Consider the following 18,073-nt stretch of genomic DNA (forward strand, 5'->3'; position numbering starts at 1 on the left):
GCTGATGGCACACGCTAAAAACCATGATTATCACATTCTGGCCCCGTCGATCTGGCCTCTGATCGGAGCTGTCGGCGGCTTTGTGATGTTGTTCGGAGCCGTCCTTTGGATGCACGGATTGACCCCGTGGATGTTCTGGGCCGGTCTGGTCGCAGTTCTTTACACCATGTTCGCATGGTGGTCCGAAGTTGTTGTCGAAAGCCGCCAGGGGGATCACACCCCTGTGGTTCGCATCGGTCTGCGGTACGGTTTCATCCTGTTCGTCATGTCCGAGGTGATGTTCTTCTTTGCCTGGTTCTGGTCGTTCTTCAAACATCGCATGTACCCGATGTACGACTATGCCGGCACCGAATACATCCAGCCGGACATCCACGCGGTTGACCCGTTCCACCTGCCGCTGATCAACACTCTGGTTCTGCTGCTGTCGGGCTGTGCTATCACCTGGGCCCACCACGCGCTGGTGCATGACAACGACCGCAAAGCGCTGATCAACGGTCTGGCCATCGGTATCGTTCTGGGCATTGCCTTTACCGGTTTGCAGGCGTTCGAATACTATGAGCTGCTGGCCCATGAAGGCTGGAAATTTGGCGATGATCAGTTCTATTCGAACTTCTTCATGGCGACCGGTTTCCATGGTTTCCACGTCATCATCGGCACCATCTTTCTGTCGGTCTGCCTGATCCGGGCCCTCAAAGGCGACTTCACACCGGAAAAGCATGTCGGGTTCGAAGCGGCGGCCTGGTACTGGCATTTCGTTGACGTTGTCTGGCTGTTCCTGTTTTTTGCAGTCTACATCTGGGGACAGGCCCCGCTGATGTAAGCCCGATCAGCTGATCAAATTGCAAAAGCCGCCCTTGAGGGGCGGCTTTTTCTCTGTTCCGGGCGCAAGATTGCGCCCCATACAATTGCGTGGTTGCAATTTGGCCCACACGCCCCTTAACAAGACGCCGGTTCCTGAAAAGAGGTTCGACCCTGCCATGCGCCGCATTCTGTTCCTGCTGATCTTCGGCCTCGCCGGTTTGGGCGTTCTGCTGTCGCTGGGGATCTGGCAGATGCAGCGTCTGGCCTGGAAACAGGAGCTGTTGGCAGAGATTGAAAGTCGCATTTCAGCCGACCCTATCGCCTTGCCCCGGCAGGTTTCAGAGGACACCGACAAATACCTTCCGATAACGGTTTCGGGTGAGATGGAACCAGGCGAAATCCATGTTCTTGTTTCGGTCAAAAAGGTCGGGGCAGGGTATCGCATCATCCAATCGTTCAACACCGAGGACCGCACAATTCTGGTCGATCGGGGGTTTGTGCCGACAACTGCAAAACAGGCGTCGCGTCTGACCGGTCCGATGGAGATCACCGGCAACCTGCACTGGCCGGATGAGGTCGACAGCTATACGCCCGAGCCCGATATTGACGACAACATCTGGTTTGCCCGGGACGTGCCCAATCTGGCCGCCGCGCTGGGGGCCGAACCGGTGTTGCTGATTGCACGGTCTCAGACCGACCCGAACGTGACGCCTTTGCCGGTGGATACGGCGGGGATTCCAAACGATCACCTGCAATATGCAATCACCTGGTTTGGCTTGGCTCTGGTTTGGGCTGTGATGACCGGTTATTTCCTGTGGCGCAATCGCGCCCCTTCTGAGAGTGAAGAGCAATGAAATACATCTCGACCCGTGGCCAAGCGCCAGAACTGACCTTTGAAGAGGCGATGCTGACCGGATTGGCCCGCGATGGGGGGCTTTATCTGCCCGCCGAGATCCCTGTGATGAGCCATGACGAGATCGCGGCGCTTGCTGGTCTGCCCTATGAAGACATCGCGTTCCGTGTGATGTGGCCCTATGTCAGCGGCTCCTTTGCCGAGGATGAGTTCAAGCAGATCATCGCGCGTGCCTACGAGGGTTTTGGTCATGACGCCCGCGCGCCGCTGAAGCAGCTGAACGAGAATCACTTCTTGCTGGAGCTCTTCCACGGCCCCACGCTGGCCTTCAAAGACTTTGCCATGCAGTTGATCGGCCAGCTGTTCCAGGTGGCCCTGAAACGGCGCAATGACCGCGTGACCATCGTGGGCGCGACCAGCGGCGACACCGGTTCTGCCGCGATTGAGGCGTTCCGGGGGCTGGATGCCGTGGATGTGTTCATCCTGTTCCCGCATGGCCGCGTGTCCGAGGTGCAGCGTCGCCAGATGACGACGCCTGCGGACAGCAACGTTCATGCTCTGGCCGTGGACGGCGATTTCGATGATTGTCAGGCCGCGCTGAAAGATATGTTCAACGATTTCGACTTCCGCGACGGGGTCAAGCTGGCGGGTGTGAACTCGATCAACTTCGCCCGGGTGCTGGCGCAGATCGTTTATTATTTCTCGGCCGCCGTCAGCCTCGGCGCGCCGCACCGCAAGGTCAGTTTCACCGTGCCGACCGGCAATTTCGGCGACATCTTCGCAGGCTATCTGGCCAAGCGCATGGGCTTGCCCATCGACCGTCTGGTCGTTGCAACCAACCAGAATGACATCCTGCACCGCTGTCTGTCGGGTGAGGGGTATTTCAAGGGCGACACCATCCCCTCGATCAGCCCGTCGATGGACATTCAGGTCAGCTCGAACTTTGAGCGGGCGTTGTATTACGCCTATGGCGAGGACGGCGGTGCCGTGGCGCAGTTGATGGATGAGCTCAAGTCCGGCGGCTTCAATGTCAGCCAGGGCGCGATGGAAGCGCTGCGCGAGAGTTTCGACTCGGGCCGAGTGTCCGAGGAGGAAACGCTGGCGACGATCCGGCATACGCTTGCCCACAGCGCGGAACTGGTCTGCCCGCACACTGCGGTCGGGATCAAGGTCGGCGAAGACCACCGTGCCACCGATACCCCGATGATCACCTTGGCCACTGCGCATCCCGCCAAGTTCCCCGCCGCAGTCGAGAAGGCGAGCGACGTGCATCCACCTCTTCCATCCCGCATGTCTGATCTGTATGAACGTCCGGAACGGGTGACCCGCATCGCCAATGATCTGGGTGCCCTTGAGGATCATATAAAAAGGCACATCGCTGAGTGACTGTCAGACAAGACCAACTGAAGAACGGGTTTCGTATCGTCAGTGAACATATGCCGGGGCTGCAATCTGCGGCCATCGGCATCTGGGTAACCGCCGGTGGGCGGCATGAGCGGATCGAACAGAACGGAATTGCGCATTTCCTTGAACATATGGCGTTCAAGGGAACAGAGCGCCGTTCGGCGCTGCAAATCGCCGAGGCGATCGAGGATGTGGGCGGGTATATCAACGCCTATACCTCGCGCGAGGTAACGGCCTATTACGCGCGCGTTCTAAAGGACGACGTGGCGCTGGCGATGGATGTGATCGGCGATATCGTCCTGAACCCGGTTTTCGACCCGCGCGAGATCGAGGTCGAACGCGGCGTGATCCTTCAGGAGATCGGCCAGGCCTATGACACGCCCGACGATGTGATCTTTGACTGGTTGCAGGAGCAGAGCTATCACGACCAGCCTTTGGGCCGAACCATTCTGGGACCATCCGAACGGGTCAGTGCGTTTTCACGAGAAGACCTCTCTGGCTTCGTAGCAGAGCATTATGGCCCCGATCAGATGATCCTGTCCGCTGCCGGTGCCGTGTATCACGATCAGCTGATGAAAATGGCCGAAGAGATGTTCGGTCATCTGCAACCACGCAACGGGCTTATCGCTGACCCTGCGCGCTTTACCGGTGGTGAAGCACGGCAGGAGAAAAAGCTGGAGCAGGCCCATTTTGCACTTGCGCTGGAAAGCCCGGGCTATCGCGACGATGCGATCTATACGGCGCAGATATATTCGACGGCTCTGGGTGGCGGCATGTCCTCACGGCTGTTCCAGGAGGTGCGTGAAACACGCGGGCTCTGCTATACGATCTTTGCCCAGACTGGTGCCTATGCGGATACCGGTACGACGACGATCTACGCCGGTACCTCGGCAGATCAGGTGGCAGAGCTTGCCACCATCACCATCGACGAGATGAAGCGCGCAGCAGAGGACATGACCACGGAAGAGGTTGCCCGTGCCCGTGCGCAGATGAAAGCCGGGATGTTGATGGGGCTGGAAAGCCCGTCAAACCGGGCCGAACGGCTGGCGCGGCTGGTTCAGATCTGGGGGCGGGTCCCGTCTCTGGAAGATACGGTGGCCAAGATCGATGCGGTCAGCACCGAAAATGTGCGCGTATTTGCCGAGCAGATGGCCGTCAACGCACCTGCCGCTTTGGCGCTGTACGGGCCGGTTTCGGGGGCGCCGACATTGGCCGAACTACAGGAGAGGCGGGCGGCGTGATGCTGTTGGGCAGACGCAAGCTGAAACTCGAGACTGCGCGGCTCAGCCTGCGCCCGCCTGTACATTCCGACTTCAACGATTGGGCCGCGTTGCGGCGAGCCTCGAAAGGTTACCTGACGCCTTGGGAACCGATCTGGGCCAAGGACCACCTGAGCCGCAAATCCTTTACCAACCGTGTGTATTGGGCACAACGTTCGGTAGCGGCCGGGACGGCAATTCCGCTTTTTCTGTTTCGCCGTGAAGATGACGTGTTGGTTGGGGCCATCACGCTGGACAACATTCGGCGCGGTCCCGCACAGGCGGGCACATTGGGGTACTGGACCGGTCAGGCTTTTGCCCGACAAGGGTATATGCGTGAAGCCATCGGCGCGATGGTTCACCATGCCTTTACCCGTTTGGACCTGAGCCGGATTGAAGCCGCCTGCCTGCCGGAAAACCGGGCGTCGCGCGGGTTGCTGGAAAGCTCGGCCTTCAAATACGAGGGCGTGGCGCAGTCGTATTTGCAAATCAACGGGCGGTGGCGGACGCATGTTCTGTATGCCAGCCTGCGGTCTGACCGGCGTGGAAAAACCGACGCCGGATAGGGGGCGCTGCCCCTGTCGCGGCAAGCCGCGCCTCCCCCGGGATATTTGGGGCCAGATGAACAAGGGGCATGACTTGTTGTCGTTCTGCGCTACACTCGGGGTATGCGCTGGTTGATTGCGGCATTGATGGTGCTTTCGGGCGGGGCCGCTGCGCAGGAGCGACGGCCAAGTCATTGTGTCGCCATTGCCGATGCGGCGCCCGGAATCGAGTATCTGCACAGGGCGGCCTGGCAGGATCCGGTGCCGAAATTCTCGGTGCGGATCAGCTATATCGCGCATGCCTCTTTCATGATCCAGACCCGCGGCGGGCTGAATGCGGTGACGGATTTTACCGGATTTATCGGCAGCGCAAACCTGATCCCCGACGTGGTGACGATGAACCATGCCCACGGCACGCATTGGACGGCGCATCCCGACCCGGCCATTCCGCATGTTCTCCCGGGGTGGGGAGAGTTCGGGAAAGGTATCGAGCATCATCTGGATCTGGGTGAGATGCTGGTGCGCAATGTCTCGACCGATATCCGGTCTGTATATGGTGGGGTCGAAGAACGCGGCAATTCGATTTTTGTGTTCGAGGTTGAGGGGTTGTGCATAGGTCATCTGGGGCATTTGCATCATGTCCCTTCGGATGAACAGTTTGCCGCGCTCGGGCGGCTGGATGTGGTCATGGCCGCCGTGGATGGCGGGACCACGATGCCTTTGCCCGATATGATTGCGGTTCTGAAACGGCTGAAAAGTTCTGTCATCATTCCGATGCACTGGTTCTCGCAGTTTTCGCTGGATCGCTTCCTGGTGGATATCAGGGATACATTTCCGGTTGAGCGCGACGGGGTGTCGGAGATCACCGTGTCGTTGCGGAACCTTCCGGACCGCCCCACGGTTGTGGTGCTTGAGCCGCGCTATCTGATTGATCTTGAATAAGGCTTGCGGCAACCGCATCGCTTGGGCATTGGAGGCGTATGAGTTTGAACCCCGCTGATGACCGTTTTGCCGCGCTGCTCCGTTCGAAACTGGGCGACGGTGTCCTGCGCCCCGTAGAGGAACGGTATTTGGAAGAACCGCGCGGGCGTTTTTCGGGACGGGTCGGTCTGCTGGCCTTGCCGCGAAACACCGATGAGGTGGCGCAGCTGGTAAAATTGGCTGCACAGGCACAGGTTCCGATTGTTCCATATGGCGGCGGCACTGGCCTGGTCGGCGGGCAGGTGATGTCGGCGGGGCCTGCGCCGTTGGTGATCTCGTTGGAACGGATGACCGTCATCCGGTCTGTCTTTCCAACCGAGAACGTTCTGGTCGCCGAAGCCGGGGCTATTCTTCAAGATGTTCAGGCCGCAGCCGAGGCGGTAAACCGGTTGTTTCCTTTGTCATTGGCGGCGCAGGGATCCTGCCGGATCGGGGGCAACCTGTCGACCAACGCAGGGGGCGTCAACGTTTTGCGGTATGGCAACGCGCGCGACCTGTGCCTGGGGCTTGAGGCGGTGCTGCCCAGTGGTGAGATCTGGCATGGCCTCAGCCGGCTGCGAAAGGACAACACCGGCTATGACTTGCGCAACCTGCTGATTGGGGCCGAGGGGACGCTGGGGATCATCACTGCCGCATCGCTGAAGCTGTTCCCGCGACCCACCGGTGTCGGGACCGCGGTGTTTCAGGTGGCTTCTCCCGAAGCGGCGATCGACCTGCTGGCTTTGGCGCGGGACAAGGTGGGTGAGGCCGTCAGCACGTTTGAACTGATCCACCGGCAAGGGCTTGATTTCCTGACCGAGGTTCTGCCGGATGTCCGTCAGCCGTTCGCCTCGCCCCCGGAGTGGAGCGTTTTGATCGAGCTGGGTCTGGCTGATGGGCAATCACCATTTGCCGCGTTGGAGGAACTCTTTGTTCGCGCTGAAGAACTCGGTCAGGTTCAGGACGGAGTAATCGCCCAAAGTGAAGCGCAGAGAGCCGATTTGTGGGCGGTGCGCGAACGCATTCCCGAAGCCAATCGTCTGATCGGGTCAGTGTCGAGCCATGATATCTCGATCCCGATTTCCAGAATCCCCGATTTCATTTGCGAAGGCAGAGAATTGATTGCACGCCTGGGGCCCTTCCGGATCAATTGCTTTGGTCATCTTGGTGACGGCAACCTGCATTACAACGTGTTCCCGCCCAAAGGGCGATACCGATCGGAATTTGATGATCAAAGAGGCGCGATCAAGCAGGCCGTCCATGATCTGGTCGATTCCTTCGACGGTTCGGTCAGTGCCGAACATGGGGTCGGGCGCCTCAAGACCAGCGATTTGGAACGCTACTGCGATCCAGCCAAGCTGGGCGCGATGCGGGCCATCAAGCGGGCATTGGACCCGCAGGGCATCATGAATCCCGGCGCGGTTCTGAAAGGGTGAACACGGCCCGAACGTCGGACCGTGCCCGGTTGTTTCCTACGATGCAGGCAGGATCACCTTGTCGATCACATGGATCACGCCGTTCTTGGTTTCGATGTCGGCCTGAACCACGTTGGCGTCATTCACCATCACACCTGAATCCAAATCGATCGTGATATCGCCGCCTTGTACGGTTGCAGCCGTCATGTCATCGCTCAGATCACCTGACATCACTTTGCCCGGCACGACATGGTAGGTCAGAATGGCAACCAGCTGATCCTTGTTTTCGGGCTTCAGCAAGTTTTCGACGGTGCCTTCTGGCAAAGCCGCGAACGCGTCATCGGTGGGGGCAAACACGGTGAACGGGCCTTCGCCTTTAAGTGTGTCCACCAGTTCGGCGGCCTGAACTGCCGCGACAAGTGTTTCAAAGCTGCCAGCTGCTACGGCTGTGTCGACAATGTCCTTGCCGTGACCATCGGCGAATGCAGCAGTGCTGAAGAGGATCGAGGCGACACCGGCGGCGGCGAATTTGCGGAACATGAGCTAAACTCCCTGGGTTGAAATGCTTCAAGCAGCATCACACAGGGTACGGGACAGCCTGACCACAAGATCACTTATATTGATCCGTTTTGCGGCTTGATCGGCGCGAAAACCAGCCTAAGCCTTTCCGGTTTTTAGTTTCCAGTCACGTTTTTGTGAAAAACTCCTGGTCAGAGTCCTTCGAATTCGCACAGGACATGCACGTCCATGCCCATCTCTTCCAACACTTTACTGCCGCCAAGCTCGGGCAGGTCAATGATGAAGGCGCACGAGACGATTTCGCCCCCAAGCCGCTCGATCAGCTTGATGCCCGCCGCTGCAGTTCCGCCCGTGGCGAGCAGATCGTCAACCACCAGAATTTTTTCGCCGGGTTGGATGGCATCGTCATGGATCTCGACGATCGCCTCTCCGTATTCCAACTTGTAGTCCTGGCTGATTGTCGTGCCGGGCAGTTTGCCTTTCTTGCGGATCGGGACAAAACCGACGCTCAACTGATGTGCAATCGCACCGCCCAGAATGAACCCGCGTGCTTCAAGCCCGACCACTTTGTCAATCTGCTCACCGGCATAGGGGTGCAGCATCTGGTCAATCGCCATCCGAAACCCACGGGGGTCGGCAAACAGAGTTGTCACATCCCGAAACATGATCCCTTCATGCGGGAAATCGACGATGGTTCGGATATAATCTTTGACAGATTTGTTTCTGGACATGGACCAACCTTTTAGCGTCAAACACAGGTATTGTGTTTGGCCCAACAGGGTTGGCCATGCAAGGAACAATTCCACGGCTGGATCAGCACGGGAGTGAGGTTGCAGCGTTGAGCAGGCCAAAAACCGAGGCAACTTGTGCGCCGGCCAAGATAAGTCTCCGACCCATTTTCTTGCTTGCTGCCACCTGTTCCAAACAGTTCCACGCTCGAATTTCCGGTAGCGCAATGAGCAATCTGTTTGGTTTGCAATTCGACATGTCCGTGTCTCAGGCGCGGTCGGCTTCAATTGCGAGGAGCTGGCTCAAGAACGGTCCGAAGGTGGCAAGGTTCATTGTCAATGTCCTGTCCTTGCCGTTAAGTGCCCGATAACGACAAAAACTATGCTATGGATATGCACAGCATCGCCAGATAGAGCTTAACTTCGTTGGGAAAAATACACGTGGCCAGGAATGAAGGCAAAGGATCGACCAAGAAAAACAGTCAGTTGGTCTTACGCCTCGACAGGGATGAACGTGACTCGTTTGTCGAGCTTTGCAAAGAGCTGGACACGTCGGCTGCGCGCGAAATCCGCAAATTTATCCGTGGATTCATGAAAGAGCACGCCGAAGACTGATGCGGTGTCAGGCCGGTCGGCGTAGGACCGCCGTGGCCATACCCATGCCGATCAAGGTCAACCCGCCAAACCGTGTCATCGCAGTGATTACGCTGGCGCGGCCGATCAAACGCCGCAACCTGTCTGCCAACAGGGCGTAGGCCAACGCGTTCAACCAGGCCAGCCCGACGAATGTGGCAATCAGGATGACGAACTGAGGTCCAAGCGGTTCAGCGGGGCGTATGAACTGCGGCACAAAGGCAATGAAGAAGGCAATGGATTTCGGGTTCAGGGCTGTGACGGCGGCTGCGTGGCCAAATACGCTGCGCGCTGTGACATCCCGCCCGGTGTCGACCATGTTCAATCCACCGGCTGGCGCACTGCGCAACAGCTTGATCCCAAGCCAGACCAGATAGGCCGCGCCCACCCATTTGAGAACGGAAAACAACGTGGCCGAAGCCAGAACAAGCGCGCCAAGCCCCAGCAAAGATGCGGTCATGGCCAAAAGATCGCCCACCGCCACCCCCGTGGCCGATGCGACGGCGACACTGCGCCCCTTGGACAGGGCATAGCTGAGAACCAGCAACACCGTTGGGCCGGGGAGCAGCAGCAAAGCCGTAGATGCAGCCACAAAGGCCAGCCAGACTTCAAAAGGCATGATGCGGTTCCTTTACTCAACTCAATTCATACAGATTTTCTGTCATACTACGAATTGGATTCAAGTCGACAATGTCGGATTCAATTTCCCTGTTCGAGGCGCTAAAACAGGCCAAATACGCAAAACGCATTACGCTCGAAACCCAAGAAGTCGCAGGAAACACTTAAAGAAAAATGCCAGGGAACGTTCCGTTCTGACAAACCGGCAGGACAACAAACCTTACCAGTACCCTGTGCCAGGCCGGGTTTCGGCGCGATTTCCAGCCATCAGTAGCAAAACCGGGCGTTTACATCACACGCCCGGCCACCGCATCCAACTTGGCCATAAGCGCCGGGTCGCGCTTTTCCGGTGCGGTCAGGATCGCGTATTCCAGCGCCCGGTCGCAACCGTGCGGGCAGGGTGTTCGTTCGGCCCCCAGAAGGGACGGCAGGCCCTTGACCAGTGCGCGGCCTTTTTCGGCATTGCCGGTCAGGGTGGCGATGATTGTGGTCACGTCCACCTCGCCATGGTCCGGGTGCCAGCTGTCATAATCGGTGACCATCGCGATCGACGCGTAACACAGCTCGGCCTCGCGGGCGAGTTTCGCCTCGGGCATGTTGGTCATGCCGATCACGTCACAGCCCCATTGCTCGCGATACATCCTGGATTCCGCAAGGCTTGAAAACTGGGGGCCCTCCATCGCCAGATAGGTGCCGCCCCGGTGGATTGTGATGCCGGCGGCCTTACCTGCCGTCTCGCATGCGTCCGACAGGCGTGGGCAGGTGGGGTGAGCAACGCTGACATGGGCAACGCAGCCCGTTTCGAAAAAGCTTTTGTCCCGTGCAAAAGTGCGATCGATGAACTGATCGACAATCACGAAGTCACCCGGTGCCATATGTTCGCGGAACGATCCGCAGGCCGACACCGAGATTACGTCCGTCACGCCCAACCGTTTCAGCGCATCGATATTGGCGCGATAAGGTACATCGGTGGGCGAATGCACATGACCGCGCCCATGACGTGGCAGAAAGGCCATTTCGATACCGTCAAGCGACCCTGTCAGGATCTGGTCTGACGGCGTACCCCAAGGGGTCTCAACCTCTACCCATTCCGGGTTTTCCAGCCCATCGATGTCATAGATGCCCGATCCGCCGATGACGGCTATCCTGGTTTGGGTCACTGTCCTGCTCCGCCTGAATAACTGATGTTGAATTTGTGCGGGTTCAGCCCGGATTTGACAAGAGGCCTATTCCCGCATCGTCAACAGGTTGCGCTGCTGTGATTGCACAGTGAAATCGGCCCAGGCTGCGCCGAACGTACCCAGAGACCCGGTCAGATCCTGTGATTGCCCGTGCCGGTCTCGGAAGACAAAGCGGAACGCATCGCCGGTCAGCATGGCGTCCAAAAGCGCCTCGGCACGTTGGTCTTCGAAGGTACAGCCAAGCCCGGTCAGGCATCCGGGGCGCCGCGTGCGCCATATGGCTTCTTCGCCGTTGTCGATGCGAAATCCGGATGGGTTGAAGAAAGTGCCCGGCTCGATCCCGAATTCAACTTTGAAACCTTCAGGTTCGGGCGTAATGAAAACGAACTGTGCCGCAAATTTTGGCCGAAAGGAAAACACCTCGGCCCGTCGGATGTAACACCGCTGCGCAGGGTGTTGTCTTCTTCGCGCTCGTCACAGATCGAATTCCAGATGCCGAAAATCTCGTGATGCGTTACCCGCCAGTTGCCGGCCGTGTCATTGCCATCCAAATCCTGTGCAAGGACGGGAAGGGCCGGGAACAGTAAGAAGAGGATCCAACGCATGGCCTCACATGTTGTGGCTTCATCATGTTCTGCAAATCAACTTGCCGCGAGCGTCACGTATGCGTCACACGCATGGCTGCATCCCGTTTTATGCAGTAGCTCAATGCCGGCGCGCCAGCTACAACGACGCCTTCGCGCGAACATATAATCCTATAGGACTGTCTGATGCCCCGAGCCTTGCTGGCAAGCTTTGCCAATCGCCTCGCCATTCCCGATCTGCGCTGGGTTCCAGATGAAGGGCTGACCGTCTCACGCCTGCGGATCGAGCTGCTGTCCGGCCTGACTGTTGCTCTTGCACTGGTGCCCGAGGCGGTGGCCTTTGCCTTTGTGGCGGGTGTGCACCCGCTGGTCGGTCTTTATGCGGCGTTTTTGGTCGGTTTGATCACCGCACTGATCGGTGGACGGCCGGGCATGATCTCGGGCGCGACCGGCGCGCTTGCGGTTGTCATGGTGGCACTGGTGGCCGAACATGGGGTTGAATACCTGTTCGCGACCGTTGTTCTTATGGGACTCCTTCAGGTCATCGCCGGGGCGATGCATTGGGGGCGCTTCATCCGTTTGGTGCCGCATCCTGTCATGCTGGGCTTTGTGAACGGTCTGGCCATCGTGATCTTTCTTGCCCAGATGGGGCAGTTCAAAGTGCCCGGAACCATGGAAAATACCGGTCATGGCATGGGCGGCGGCGAATGGTTGTCCGGGATGCAGCTTTACACCATGTTGGGTCTTGTCGGGCTGACAATGGCAGTGATCTGGGTCATGCCCCGGATTACACGCATCATTCCTGCGCCGCTGGCCGGTATTCTGGTTGTCGCGGCAATCGTGATCGGTTTTGGCCTTGATGTGCCGCGCGTCGGCGATCTGGCATCGATCGAAGGCGGCCTGCCTTCCTTCCATATTCCAATGGTTCCTCTGAACTGGGAAACCTTTGAGATCATCCTGCCATATGCAGTCATTCTGGCCGCCATCGGCCTGATCGAATCCTTGCTGACCCTGAACCTTGTGGGTGAGATCACAGGCAAGCGTGGTGGGGCGTCTCAGGAATGCATCGCGCAGGGCGCATCGAATATCGTGACCGGATTTTTCGGCGGCATGGGCGGTTGCGCGATGATCGGGCAGTCGATGATCAACGTGAAATCCGGCGGGCGTACTCGTATTGCCGGAATTGCAGCAGCGCTTTTCCTGCTGGTCTTCATCCTGTTCGCATCACCCCTGATCGAACAAATCCCGCTGGCCGCGCTGGTTGGCGTGATGTTCATGGTTGTGATCGGCACCTTTGCGTGGAACTCGTTCAAAATTCTGCGCAAAGTACCAATGACCGATGCGTTCGTCATCGTTCTGGTCACTGTCGTAACGGTGATGGAGGACTTGGCCGTTGCCGTTGTGGTCGGCGTCATCGTCTCGGCGCTGGCCTATGCCTGGAACAATGCCAAGCGCATTCATGCGGTCACGCGTGACTCCGAGACCGAGAAAGGCGCGAAAGTCTATGAAATTCAGGGGCCGTTGTTCTTTGGGTCCTCTGACGGCTTTATCGAACTGTTCGACGTCCCGAACGATCCCGAAACCGTCATCATCGATTTCGCCGAAAGCCGCGTGGTGGATCAGTCCGCGCTGCAAGCCATCGAGAATATCGCAGGAAAATACGAGGCAGCAGGCAAACGAGTCATGCTGCGCCACCTGAGCCGGGATTGTCACAAATTGCTGAACAAAGCCGGACACCTCATGGTCGACAGTGATGATGACCCGGACTACGAACTGGCGGTAGATTACTCTGTCCGCACCGGTATTCTGGGCGGGCACTGACTTCGAAAGGCGGCCAATCAGGCCGCCTTTTTCAAGGGTCCAAGCGCTCCAGCTTATCGATATCTCCCGTCAGCAGAGCGCTTTCGGCTTCGGCGATCAGTTCGGCTGCCCAATCCCACCACTTTAAAGCAAGCAACCGCTCGATTGTGTCGGCGTCAAACCGGTATCGCCGTACTTCGGCAGGATTGCCCGAGACGATCGCATACGGCGGGATGGTTCCACGCACGACTGAACCCGCGCCGATTATCGCTCCGTCACCGATACTGGCTCCTGGCATGATCAGCGCGCCATAGCCGATCCAGACATCATTGCCGATCACGGTGTCACGGACGTCCGGCTGGAATTCCAGCATCTGTTCCGGATCGAAAACCGGAAAGGGAAAGCAGGTTATCCCATCCATCGCATGACTTGCCGAGGCTGTCACAAAGCGGACGCCATGGGCAATTTGGCAAAACTTTCCCAAAACCAGCTTTTCGCGCGAGAACTCGAACAGGTAAGGGGCCAACCGATTGGCCCAATCCTCGGGTTCGTCAAAATCTGATGCGTAGGTGTAATCTCCCACCTGAATTCTGGGGTGGTTGATAACTCGTGACAGAAAGGCCGTTCCTTTATGTTCCGTGCCGTCAGGCAGAGTGACAGGATATCGGCGCGCAGCGTCAGGCAGGGGCATCAGTCATCCGGTCTCGAAAGGCTGAACAACTCGGAAACGACAGAGTAATCGCGATACCCGAGCCGTGCCAAAGGTTGGAACGAGGTCACGTCAAACTTGCCATCCCGAATATGATCGTCGTGCAGGTGTACACCTGTCACTTCGCCAAACACCACCCGATTGGCTTCACCGGGCAGCGTGACGATCTGGGTCAGCTTGCATTCCAGCGCAGCTGGAACCCCTTCGATCCGTGCGCAGGGTATGGTTTCGCATTCTATGGGTGAAAGCCCGGCATGCGAAAACTCATCAACTTCTTTCGGCAACCCGGCCGAACTTGCATTCATTGCGTCCCGATGCGCTTGGGCCACGACATTTACGCAAAACACGCCCGTGGCCTCGATATTGGCGATGCTGTCCTTGCCGGCGTTCTGATCCTGTTTGGTGCCGGTTGAGGCAAACATGACCTGTGGTGGCGTATAGGCGACGCCGTTAAAGAAGGAATAGGGTGCCAGATTGTTGACCCCATCCGCGTCCCGAGTCGAAATCCAGCCAATCGGGCGCGGCGTGATGATGGCGTTGAACGGGTTGTGCGGCAATCCGTGGCCGTCTTCGGGGCGGTAGAACATCTGATCTCCAAGCGTTTGCCCAAGGCGTAGCGAAGTGCTAGGGCGATTGCCAGCAAGTAAATGAGGGCAGGGTGCAGCAATTCGGGATCAGGCCGGAAGAACCGGACGACTGGTGGGAGGTCGAAGCCCTGTATGACCTGTGTTTTGCGCCGGGTCGCGAGGCTTTGTCGTCCTACCGCTTGCGTGATGATGTACCGCCGGTTGCGGGCTTGTCTTTGGTCGTGCGCGACGGTCAGGGGATTCTGGCCGGTGCGATCCGGTTCTGGCCTGTTCATGTTGGTGATCATGATGCTCTGCTGCTGGGGCCGGTTGCTGTGCACCCCACCCACCAAGGTGAAGGCCTGGGTGGATATCTGATACATGCAGGAGTCGAAGCGGGGCGCACCCGCGGTTGGCAGAGGGTCATGCTGGTCGGGGATCAGCCCTATTACAGCCGGTTCGGTTTCACGCGATTGCACGCGGTCGAAATGCCTCCGCCCACCAACCCTGACCGGGTTTTGGGGCTGGAACTGGTGCCCGGCGCCTGGTCCGGGGTTCAGGGCGCGGTGACACGTTGGAGCCGCTGACCTATTGAAACCATGCTGCGCAACGCCGATGTTGAAAGGCAGGAGGGCGTGAATGCAGAACGTTGTTCTTGTTGAAAACGTGGATACCGAGGCCGAACTGGATCGTTTGGCGGATCACTACCGGTCCGCCGGAGGGGGCGGCGTGAAACTTCTCAACAAACTTGGGGGGTCAGCCGAGTCTTTGCTGGAGCAATTGCCAGAACCCGTTCGGAATTGCCTGACAGGCGCAACCGAGCAGGCATTGTGGCTGGCGATGCATGCGGCCGAGGGCTCGCGGCGCGCGGTTCCTGATCAACAGCCCTGGGTCAATACCGCGCTGACGACTGCCATGGGTGCGGCCGGGGGGCTGGGCGGCGTTTCGACAGCCTTGATGGAGCTGCCCGCGACAACCGCGATGCTGCTGCGTGCCATTCAAGGGGCCGCCGCGCGCGAGGGGTTTGATCCCTCTGCCGAAAACGTAAAGTTCGATTGCGTTCGCGTCTTGTCGGCAGCTGGACCATTGTCGCATGATGATGGGGCAGACCTGGGGTTTTTCTCGGTCCGGCTGACCCTGACCGGACCGGCCATGCAACGCCTGATTGCCGCCGTTGCGCCGCGTTTTTCGATAGTACTGGGGCAAAAGCTTGCAGCCCAGTCCGTTCCTGTGCTGGGGGCATTGGCCGGCGGTGGCACGAATTATGTCTACACGCGCTACTACCAACAGATAGCGCGCGTGCATTTCGGTTTGCGCCGGTTGGCAATTGACGCTGACATCCCCCATGAGGATCTGGCACGGCGGCTTTCTGCCCGAATGTAGGCGATATCCTGGGCGACGTGAGTGACTTGGCGTGTGATACATCATGTGGTATGATTGCAGGTGGCAGCCGCTAGATTGGGTGAGCGTACCAATTTGGATGGCTGACGTTCGACCGAAAGGGAGCGTCGCTTGATGAAAGCACGATTGTTGCTTCATGACCTTCCAAAAGCTGCAAGGCAGCCAGTTTTGCGGCAATCCTCGGCTTTGTGTTTCCGGATCAAGCGCGGCCGTCCCAAGATTCTGTTGGTCACGACACGCAAGGCACGGCGATGGATCATTCCCAAAGGATGGCTCATCCCCGGTCTGAGCCCGCAGGAAACCGCATTGCAAGAGGCTTGGGAAGAGGCGGGCGTATCTGGTCGGATCAGCGGGGTGCGACTGGGGCAGTTCCTGCACCACAAACATCATTCGAACCGGCCTCCATCCTTATGTCTGGTGGATGTTTTTCCAGTGCATGTAAGCGCTGTGTCGCAGGAATACCCGGAAAAGACCGAGCGTCGGCGCAAATGGTTTTCGCCAAAAAAAGCGGCGCTAAAGGTCGATTCTCATGAGCTCGCTGAATTGTTGCGCGACTTTAAGCCGTACTCACATTGAAGTAGCATCTGATAGGCTTGATATTGTCACCTTGATCGGTATCTATTCGCCAATCGTTTTTTTGGACTGAACATGATTCAATACGCGTTGAAATGCAGCGAAGGCCACAGTTTCGACAGTTGGTTCCAATCCGCAGAAGCCTATGACAAGTTGGCCTCTGTGGGTATGGTCACCTGCGCGGTTTGCGGGTGCACGCAGGTCGAGAAAGCGGTCATGACGCCTCGCGTCCGCCCGGCGCGGAATGCCCGGAAGAAAAGTGAAATCCGTTCCACTCCGGAAGAAAAGATCGACGTTGCAACGCCATCGCCCGAAATCGAGAAGGTTTTGGCCGAAATGCGCCGCCATGTCGAAGAAAACTCGGATTATGTCGGGAAAGATTTCGCCAGCGAGGCGCGCAAGATTCATCTGGGCGAGGCTCCGGAGCGTGCCATCTACGGAGAAGCCAAGCTGGATGAGGCGAAATCCCTGATCGAAGATGGCGTGCCGGTGGCTCCGCTGCCGTTTGTCCCCAGCAGAAAGACCAATTGATCATGCACATCATGATCACCGGCGCCAATCGCGGCATCGGGCAAGCCCTGGCAAAGCATTACGTGAACCAGGGTGACAAGGTCACTGGGACGGCGCGTGACGGCAGCATGCAGGTGCGTCTGGATGTGTCCGATCCCGTGCAGCAATCAGCCATGGCAGAACAGATGAAAGACCAGCCTGTCGACCTGCTGGTCTGCAATGCCGGCGTGTATCTGGACAAGGGGCATTCGATCGATGGCTACCCGGCCGACATGTGGGCGCAAAGCTTTGCGGTAAATGTCACGGGGGTCTTTCTGACCATACAGACCCTGTTGCCCAACCTGCGCGCCGCGGGCGGTAAAGTTGCGATCCTTTCGTCGAAAATGGCGTCGCACACACTTGCGCCGGGTGGCAGTTATATCTACCGCGCATCCAAGGCGGCGGCTCTGAACCTTGGGCGGAATCTGGCGATGGATCTCAAAGATGACGGGATTGCCGTCGGCATCTATCATCCGGGCTGGGTTCAGACGGATATGGGCGGTGCAGCGGCGGATATCGATGTGGATCAGGCCGTGTCCGGCCTGATTGAACGATTTGATGCCTTGTCGCTAAGCACAACGGGCTGTTTTGAAACCTATGACGGACAACCGCACGCCTACTGAGAGGCCAATGCGGCTTTGGGGATTTCGAAGACCTCACCAGGTTCAATGTAGACCACCATCATATCGCCTCGCGTTTCATGTGAGATTTTCGAGGTCGAATTGCTGGATTCCGGCACACCATCCTTGAAATAGATATTGCGCACTTGTCCGCCTCCCAGGGCCACTGCGACCGTTATGTTTCCGTCATCATGGCGGCGCAGTTCCGCGTGGCAGCTTTGTACGGGATCACCGGCATTTGCAGCGCAGGGAATTGTGCCCAACGCGTTCTTGCCGTCCGTCCCGGCGACACTCGCGACCTGGGCCAGTGCAGGCGATGACAATAGGGCAAAGGCGAGGGCTAGGCGAAACATGA

General features: G+C 58.2%; 22 protein-coding genes. 14 read left to right on the forward strand and 8 right to left on the reverse strand.

Annotated elements, in window-relative coordinates; genetic code table 11:
• Positions 1-4 precede the first annotated feature (4 nt).
• The 7 genes from GS611_RS14780 to GS611_RS14810 all read left to right on the forward strand — a co-directional run bounded on the left by GS611_RS14780 (position 5) and on the right by GS611_RS14810 (position 7,258).
• On the forward strand, positions 5-820 hold the full coding sequence (locus tag GS611_RS14780) for a cytochrome c oxidase subunit 3 (RefSeq protein WP_152457261.1): 816 nt from the start codon (positions 5-7) through the stop codon (positions 818-820).
• Between the two features lie 157 nt (positions 821-977).
• Positions 978-1,655: an SURF1 family protein gene (locus GS611_RS14785; RefSeq protein WP_171636884.1), complete on the forward strand. Its 678-nt coding sequence runs from the start codon at positions 978-980 to the stop codon at positions 1,653-1,655.
• A complete protein-coding gene (gene thrC, locus GS611_RS14790; RefSeq protein ID WP_171117532.1) occupies positions 1,652-3,040 on the forward strand; it encodes a threonine synthase in 1,389 nt (462 codons plus the stop codon). Before GS611_RS14785 ends, thrC begins: the two co-directional genes overlap by 4 nt.
• Positions 3,037-4,299 carry an insulinase family protein gene (locus GS611_RS14795; protein WP_171636886.1) on the forward strand — a complete coding sequence of 421 codons (1,263 nt, stop codon included), beginning with the start codon at positions 3,037-3,039 and terminating at the stop codon, positions 4,297-4,299. The genes thrC and GS611_RS14795 overlap by 4 nt, the downstream gene beginning before the upstream one ends.
• Positions 4,299-4,883: a GNAT family N-acetyltransferase gene (locus tag GS611_RS14800; RefSeq protein ID WP_171636888.1), complete on the forward strand. Its 585-nt coding sequence runs from the start codon at positions 4,299-4,301 to the stop codon at positions 4,881-4,883. The genes GS611_RS14795 and GS611_RS14800 overlap by 1 nt, the downstream gene beginning before the upstream one ends.
• A gap of 102 nt (positions 4,884-4,985) precedes the next feature.
• The gene (locus tag GS611_RS14805; RefSeq protein WP_171636890.1) at positions 4,986-5,804 is read left to right on the forward strand and encodes an MBL fold metallo-hydrolase; all 819 of its coding nucleotides are present in this window, start codon (positions 4,986-4,988) and stop codon (positions 5,802-5,804) included.
• 38 nt (positions 5,805-5,842) lie between these two features.
• Complete coding sequence (locus GS611_RS14810) at positions 5,843-7,258, forward strand: FAD-binding oxidoreductase (protein ID WP_171636892.1); 1,416 nt, start codon at positions 5,843-5,845, stop codon at positions 7,256-7,258.
• Between the two features lie 36 nt (positions 7,259-7,294).
• Here GS611_RS14810 and GS611_RS14815 read toward each other — a convergent pair whose 3' ends face one another.
• Positions 7,295-7,777 carry a fasciclin domain-containing protein gene (locus tag GS611_RS14815; protein WP_117869700.1) on the reverse strand — a complete coding sequence of 161 codons (483 nt, stop codon included), beginning with the start codon at positions 7,775-7,777 and terminating at the stop codon, positions 7,295-7,297.
• A gap of 170 nt (positions 7,778-7,947) precedes the next feature.
• The gene (locus GS611_RS14820; RefSeq protein WP_171636894.1) at positions 7,948-8,487 is read right to left on the reverse strand and encodes an adenine phosphoribosyltransferase; all 540 of its coding nucleotides are present in this window, start codon (positions 8,485-8,487) and stop codon (positions 7,948-7,950) included.
• 438 nt (positions 8,488-8,925) lie between these two features.
• On the opposite strand from GS611_RS14820, the gene GS611_RS14825 reads away from it, so the two are divergent.
• Complete coding sequence (locus GS611_RS14825; RefSeq protein ID WP_171636896.1) at positions 8,926-9,099, forward strand: hypothetical protein; 174 nt, start codon at positions 8,926-8,928, stop codon at positions 9,097-9,099.
• A 7-nt stretch (positions 9,100-9,106) separates the two neighbouring features.
• Here the strand turns inward: GS611_RS14825 and GS611_RS14830 are convergent, their stop codons facing one another.
• The 3 genes from GS611_RS14830 to GS611_RS14840 all read right to left on the reverse strand — a co-directional run bounded on the left by GS611_RS14830 (position 9,107) and on the right by GS611_RS14840 (position 11,336).
• Positions 9,107-9,736: a LysE family translocator gene (locus GS611_RS14830; protein ID WP_171636898.1), complete on the reverse strand. Its 630-nt coding sequence runs from the start codon at positions 9,734-9,736 to the stop codon at positions 9,107-9,109.
• Between the two features lie 286 nt (positions 9,737-10,022).
• Positions 10,023-10,895, reverse strand: coding sequence for an S-methyl-5'-thioadenosine phosphorylase (locus GS611_RS14835; RefSeq protein ID WP_171636900.1), 873 nt, complete (start codon positions 10,893-10,895; stop codon positions 10,023-10,025).
• A 66-nt stretch (positions 10,896-10,961) separates the two neighbouring features.
• A complete protein-coding gene (locus GS611_RS14840) occupies positions 10,962-11,336 on the reverse strand; it encodes a hypothetical protein (RefSeq protein WP_253285066.1) in 375 nt (124 codons plus the stop codon).
• 350 nt (positions 11,337-11,686) lie between these two features.
• Here GS611_RS14840 and GS611_RS14845 point away from each other — a divergent pair, with 350 nt between their 5' ends.
• Positions 11,687-13,321 (forward strand): SulP family inorganic anion transporter, encoded by a 1,635-nt coding sequence (locus GS611_RS14845; protein ID WP_171636902.1) that lies wholly within the window; start codon positions 11,687-11,689, stop codon positions 13,319-13,321.
• A 31-nt stretch (positions 13,322-13,352) separates the two neighbouring features.
• Here GS611_RS14845 and GS611_RS14850 read toward each other — a convergent pair whose 3' ends face one another.
• Both GS611_RS14850 and GS611_RS14855 read right to left on the reverse strand, forming a co-directional pair.
• Positions 13,353-13,991, reverse strand: a complete 639-nt coding sequence (locus GS611_RS14850; RefSeq protein WP_171636904.1) for a CatB-related O-acetyltransferase — start codon at positions 13,989-13,991, stop codon at positions 13,353-13,355.
• Positions 13,991-14,596: a flavin reductase family protein gene (locus GS611_RS14855; protein WP_171636908.1), complete on the reverse strand. Its 606-nt coding sequence runs from the start codon at positions 14,594-14,596 to the stop codon at positions 13,991-13,993. Before GS611_RS14855 ends, GS611_RS14850 begins: the two co-directional genes overlap by 1 nt.
• 71 nt (positions 14,597-14,667) lie before the next feature.
• Between GS611_RS14855 and GS611_RS14860 the strand changes: the two genes are divergently transcribed.
• From GS611_RS14860 to GS611_RS14880, 5 genes are all read left to right on the forward strand, one after another.
• A complete protein-coding gene (locus GS611_RS14860) occupies positions 14,668-15,162 on the forward strand; it encodes a GNAT family N-acetyltransferase (RefSeq protein WP_171636909.1) in 495 nt (164 codons plus the stop codon).
• Positions 15,163-15,214: 52 nt separating this feature from the next.
• A complete protein-coding gene (locus GS611_RS14865) occupies positions 15,215-15,958 on the forward strand; it encodes an EcsC family protein (protein ID WP_171636910.1) in 744 nt (247 codons plus the stop codon).
• A 132-nt stretch (positions 15,959-16,090) separates the two neighbouring features.
• Positions 16,091-16,552 (forward strand): NUDIX hydrolase, encoded by a 462-nt coding sequence (locus GS611_RS14870; protein WP_171636911.1) that lies wholly within the window; start codon positions 16,091-16,093, stop codon positions 16,550-16,552.
• Positions 16,553-16,624: 72 nt separating this feature from the next.
• Positions 16,625-17,080 (forward strand): DUF1178 family protein, encoded by a 456-nt coding sequence (locus GS611_RS14875; RefSeq protein ID WP_171330180.1) that lies wholly within the window; start codon positions 16,625-16,627, stop codon positions 17,078-17,080.
• A gap of 2 nt (positions 17,081-17,082) precedes the next feature.
• Positions 17,083-17,721, forward strand: a complete 639-nt coding sequence (locus tag GS611_RS14880) for an SDR family oxidoreductase (protein ID WP_171636912.1) — start codon at positions 17,083-17,085, stop codon at positions 17,719-17,721.
• On the opposite strand, the gene GS611_RS14885 is transcribed toward GS611_RS14880, so the two are convergent.
• Entirely contained in the window at positions 17,715-18,071 is a 357-nt protein-coding gene (locus GS611_RS14885) for a hypothetical protein (protein ID WP_171636913.1), read from the reverse strand. The two genes, GS611_RS14880 and GS611_RS14885, sit on opposite strands and share 7 nt — an antisense overlap.
• Positions 18,072-18,073 lie beyond the last annotated feature (2 nt).

It is taken from the genome of Ruegeria sp. HKCCD6119 (genome assembly GCF_013110585.1).
In the GTDB taxonomy this organism is placed as follows: Bacteria; Pseudomonadota; Alphaproteobacteria; order Rhodobacterales; family Rhodobacteraceae; genus Ruegeria.

What these genes read in the sequence shown, in the direction of transcription:
- GS611_RS14780 (WP_152457261.1), top strand. Translation starts at nt 5, where the DNA reads ATGGCACACGCTAAAAACCATGATTATCACATTCTGGCCCCGTCGATC.
- GS611_RS14785 (WP_171636884.1), top strand. Translation starts at nt 978, where the DNA reads ATGCGCCGCATTCTGTTCCTGCTGATCTTCGGCCTCGCCGGTTTGGGC.
- thrC (WP_171117532.1), top strand. Translation starts at nt 1,652, where the DNA reads ATGAAATACATCTCGACCCGTGGCCAAGCGCCAGAACTGACCTTTGAA.
- GS611_RS14800 (WP_171636888.1), top strand. Translation starts at nt 4,299, where the DNA reads ATGCTGTTGGGCAGACGCAAGCTGAAACTCGAGACTGCGCGGCTCAGC.
- GS611_RS14805 (WP_171636890.1), top strand. Translation starts at nt 4,986, where the DNA reads ATGCGCTGGTTGATTGCGGCATTGATGGTGCTTTCGGGCGGGGCCGCT.
- GS611_RS14810 (WP_171636892.1), top strand. Translation starts at nt 5,843, where the DNA reads ATGAGTTTGAACCCCGCTGATGACCGTTTTGCCGCGCTGCTCCGTTCG.
- GS611_RS14815 (WP_117869700.1), bottom strand. Translation starts at nt 7,777, where the DNA reads ATGTTCCGCAAATTCGCCGCCGCCGGTGTCGCCTCGATCCTCTTCAGC.
- GS611_RS14820 (WP_171636894.1), bottom strand. Translation starts at nt 8,487, where the DNA reads ATGTCCAGAAACAAATCTGTCAAAGATTATATCCGAACCATCGTCGAT.
- GS611_RS14830 (WP_171636898.1), bottom strand. Translation starts at nt 9,736, where the DNA reads ATGCCTTTTGAAGTCTGGCTGGCCTTTGTGGCTGCATCTACGGCTTTG.
- GS611_RS14845 (WP_171636902.1), top strand. Translation starts at nt 11,687, where the DNA reads ATGCCCCGAGCCTTGCTGGCAAGCTTTGCCAATCGCCTCGCCATTCCC.
- GS611_RS14850 (WP_171636904.1), bottom strand. Translation starts at nt 13,991, where the DNA reads ATGCCCCTGCCTGACGCTGCGCGCCGATATCCTGTCACTCTGCCTGAC.
- GS611_RS14855 (WP_171636908.1), bottom strand. Translation starts at nt 14,596, where the DNA reads ATGTTCTACCGCCCCGAAGACGGCCACGGATTGCCGCACAACCCGTTC.
- GS611_RS14865 (WP_171636910.1), top strand. Translation starts at nt 15,215, where the DNA reads ATGCAGAACGTTGTTCTTGTTGAAAACGTGGATACCGAGGCCGAACTG.
- GS611_RS14870 (WP_171636911.1), top strand. Translation starts at nt 16,091, where the DNA reads ATGAAAGCACGATTGTTGCTTCATGACCTTCCAAAAGCTGCAAGGCAG.
- GS611_RS14875 (WP_171330180.1), top strand. Translation starts at nt 16,625, where the DNA reads ATGATTCAATACGCGTTGAAATGCAGCGAAGGCCACAGTTTCGACAGT.
- GS611_RS14880 (WP_171636912.1), top strand. Translation starts at nt 17,083, where the DNA reads ATGCACATCATGATCACCGGCGCCAATCGCGGCATCGGGCAAGCCCTG.
- GS611_RS14885 (WP_171636913.1), bottom strand. Translation starts at nt 18,071, where the DNA reads ATGTTTCGCCTAGCCCTCGCCTTTGCCCTATTGTCATCGCCTGCACTG.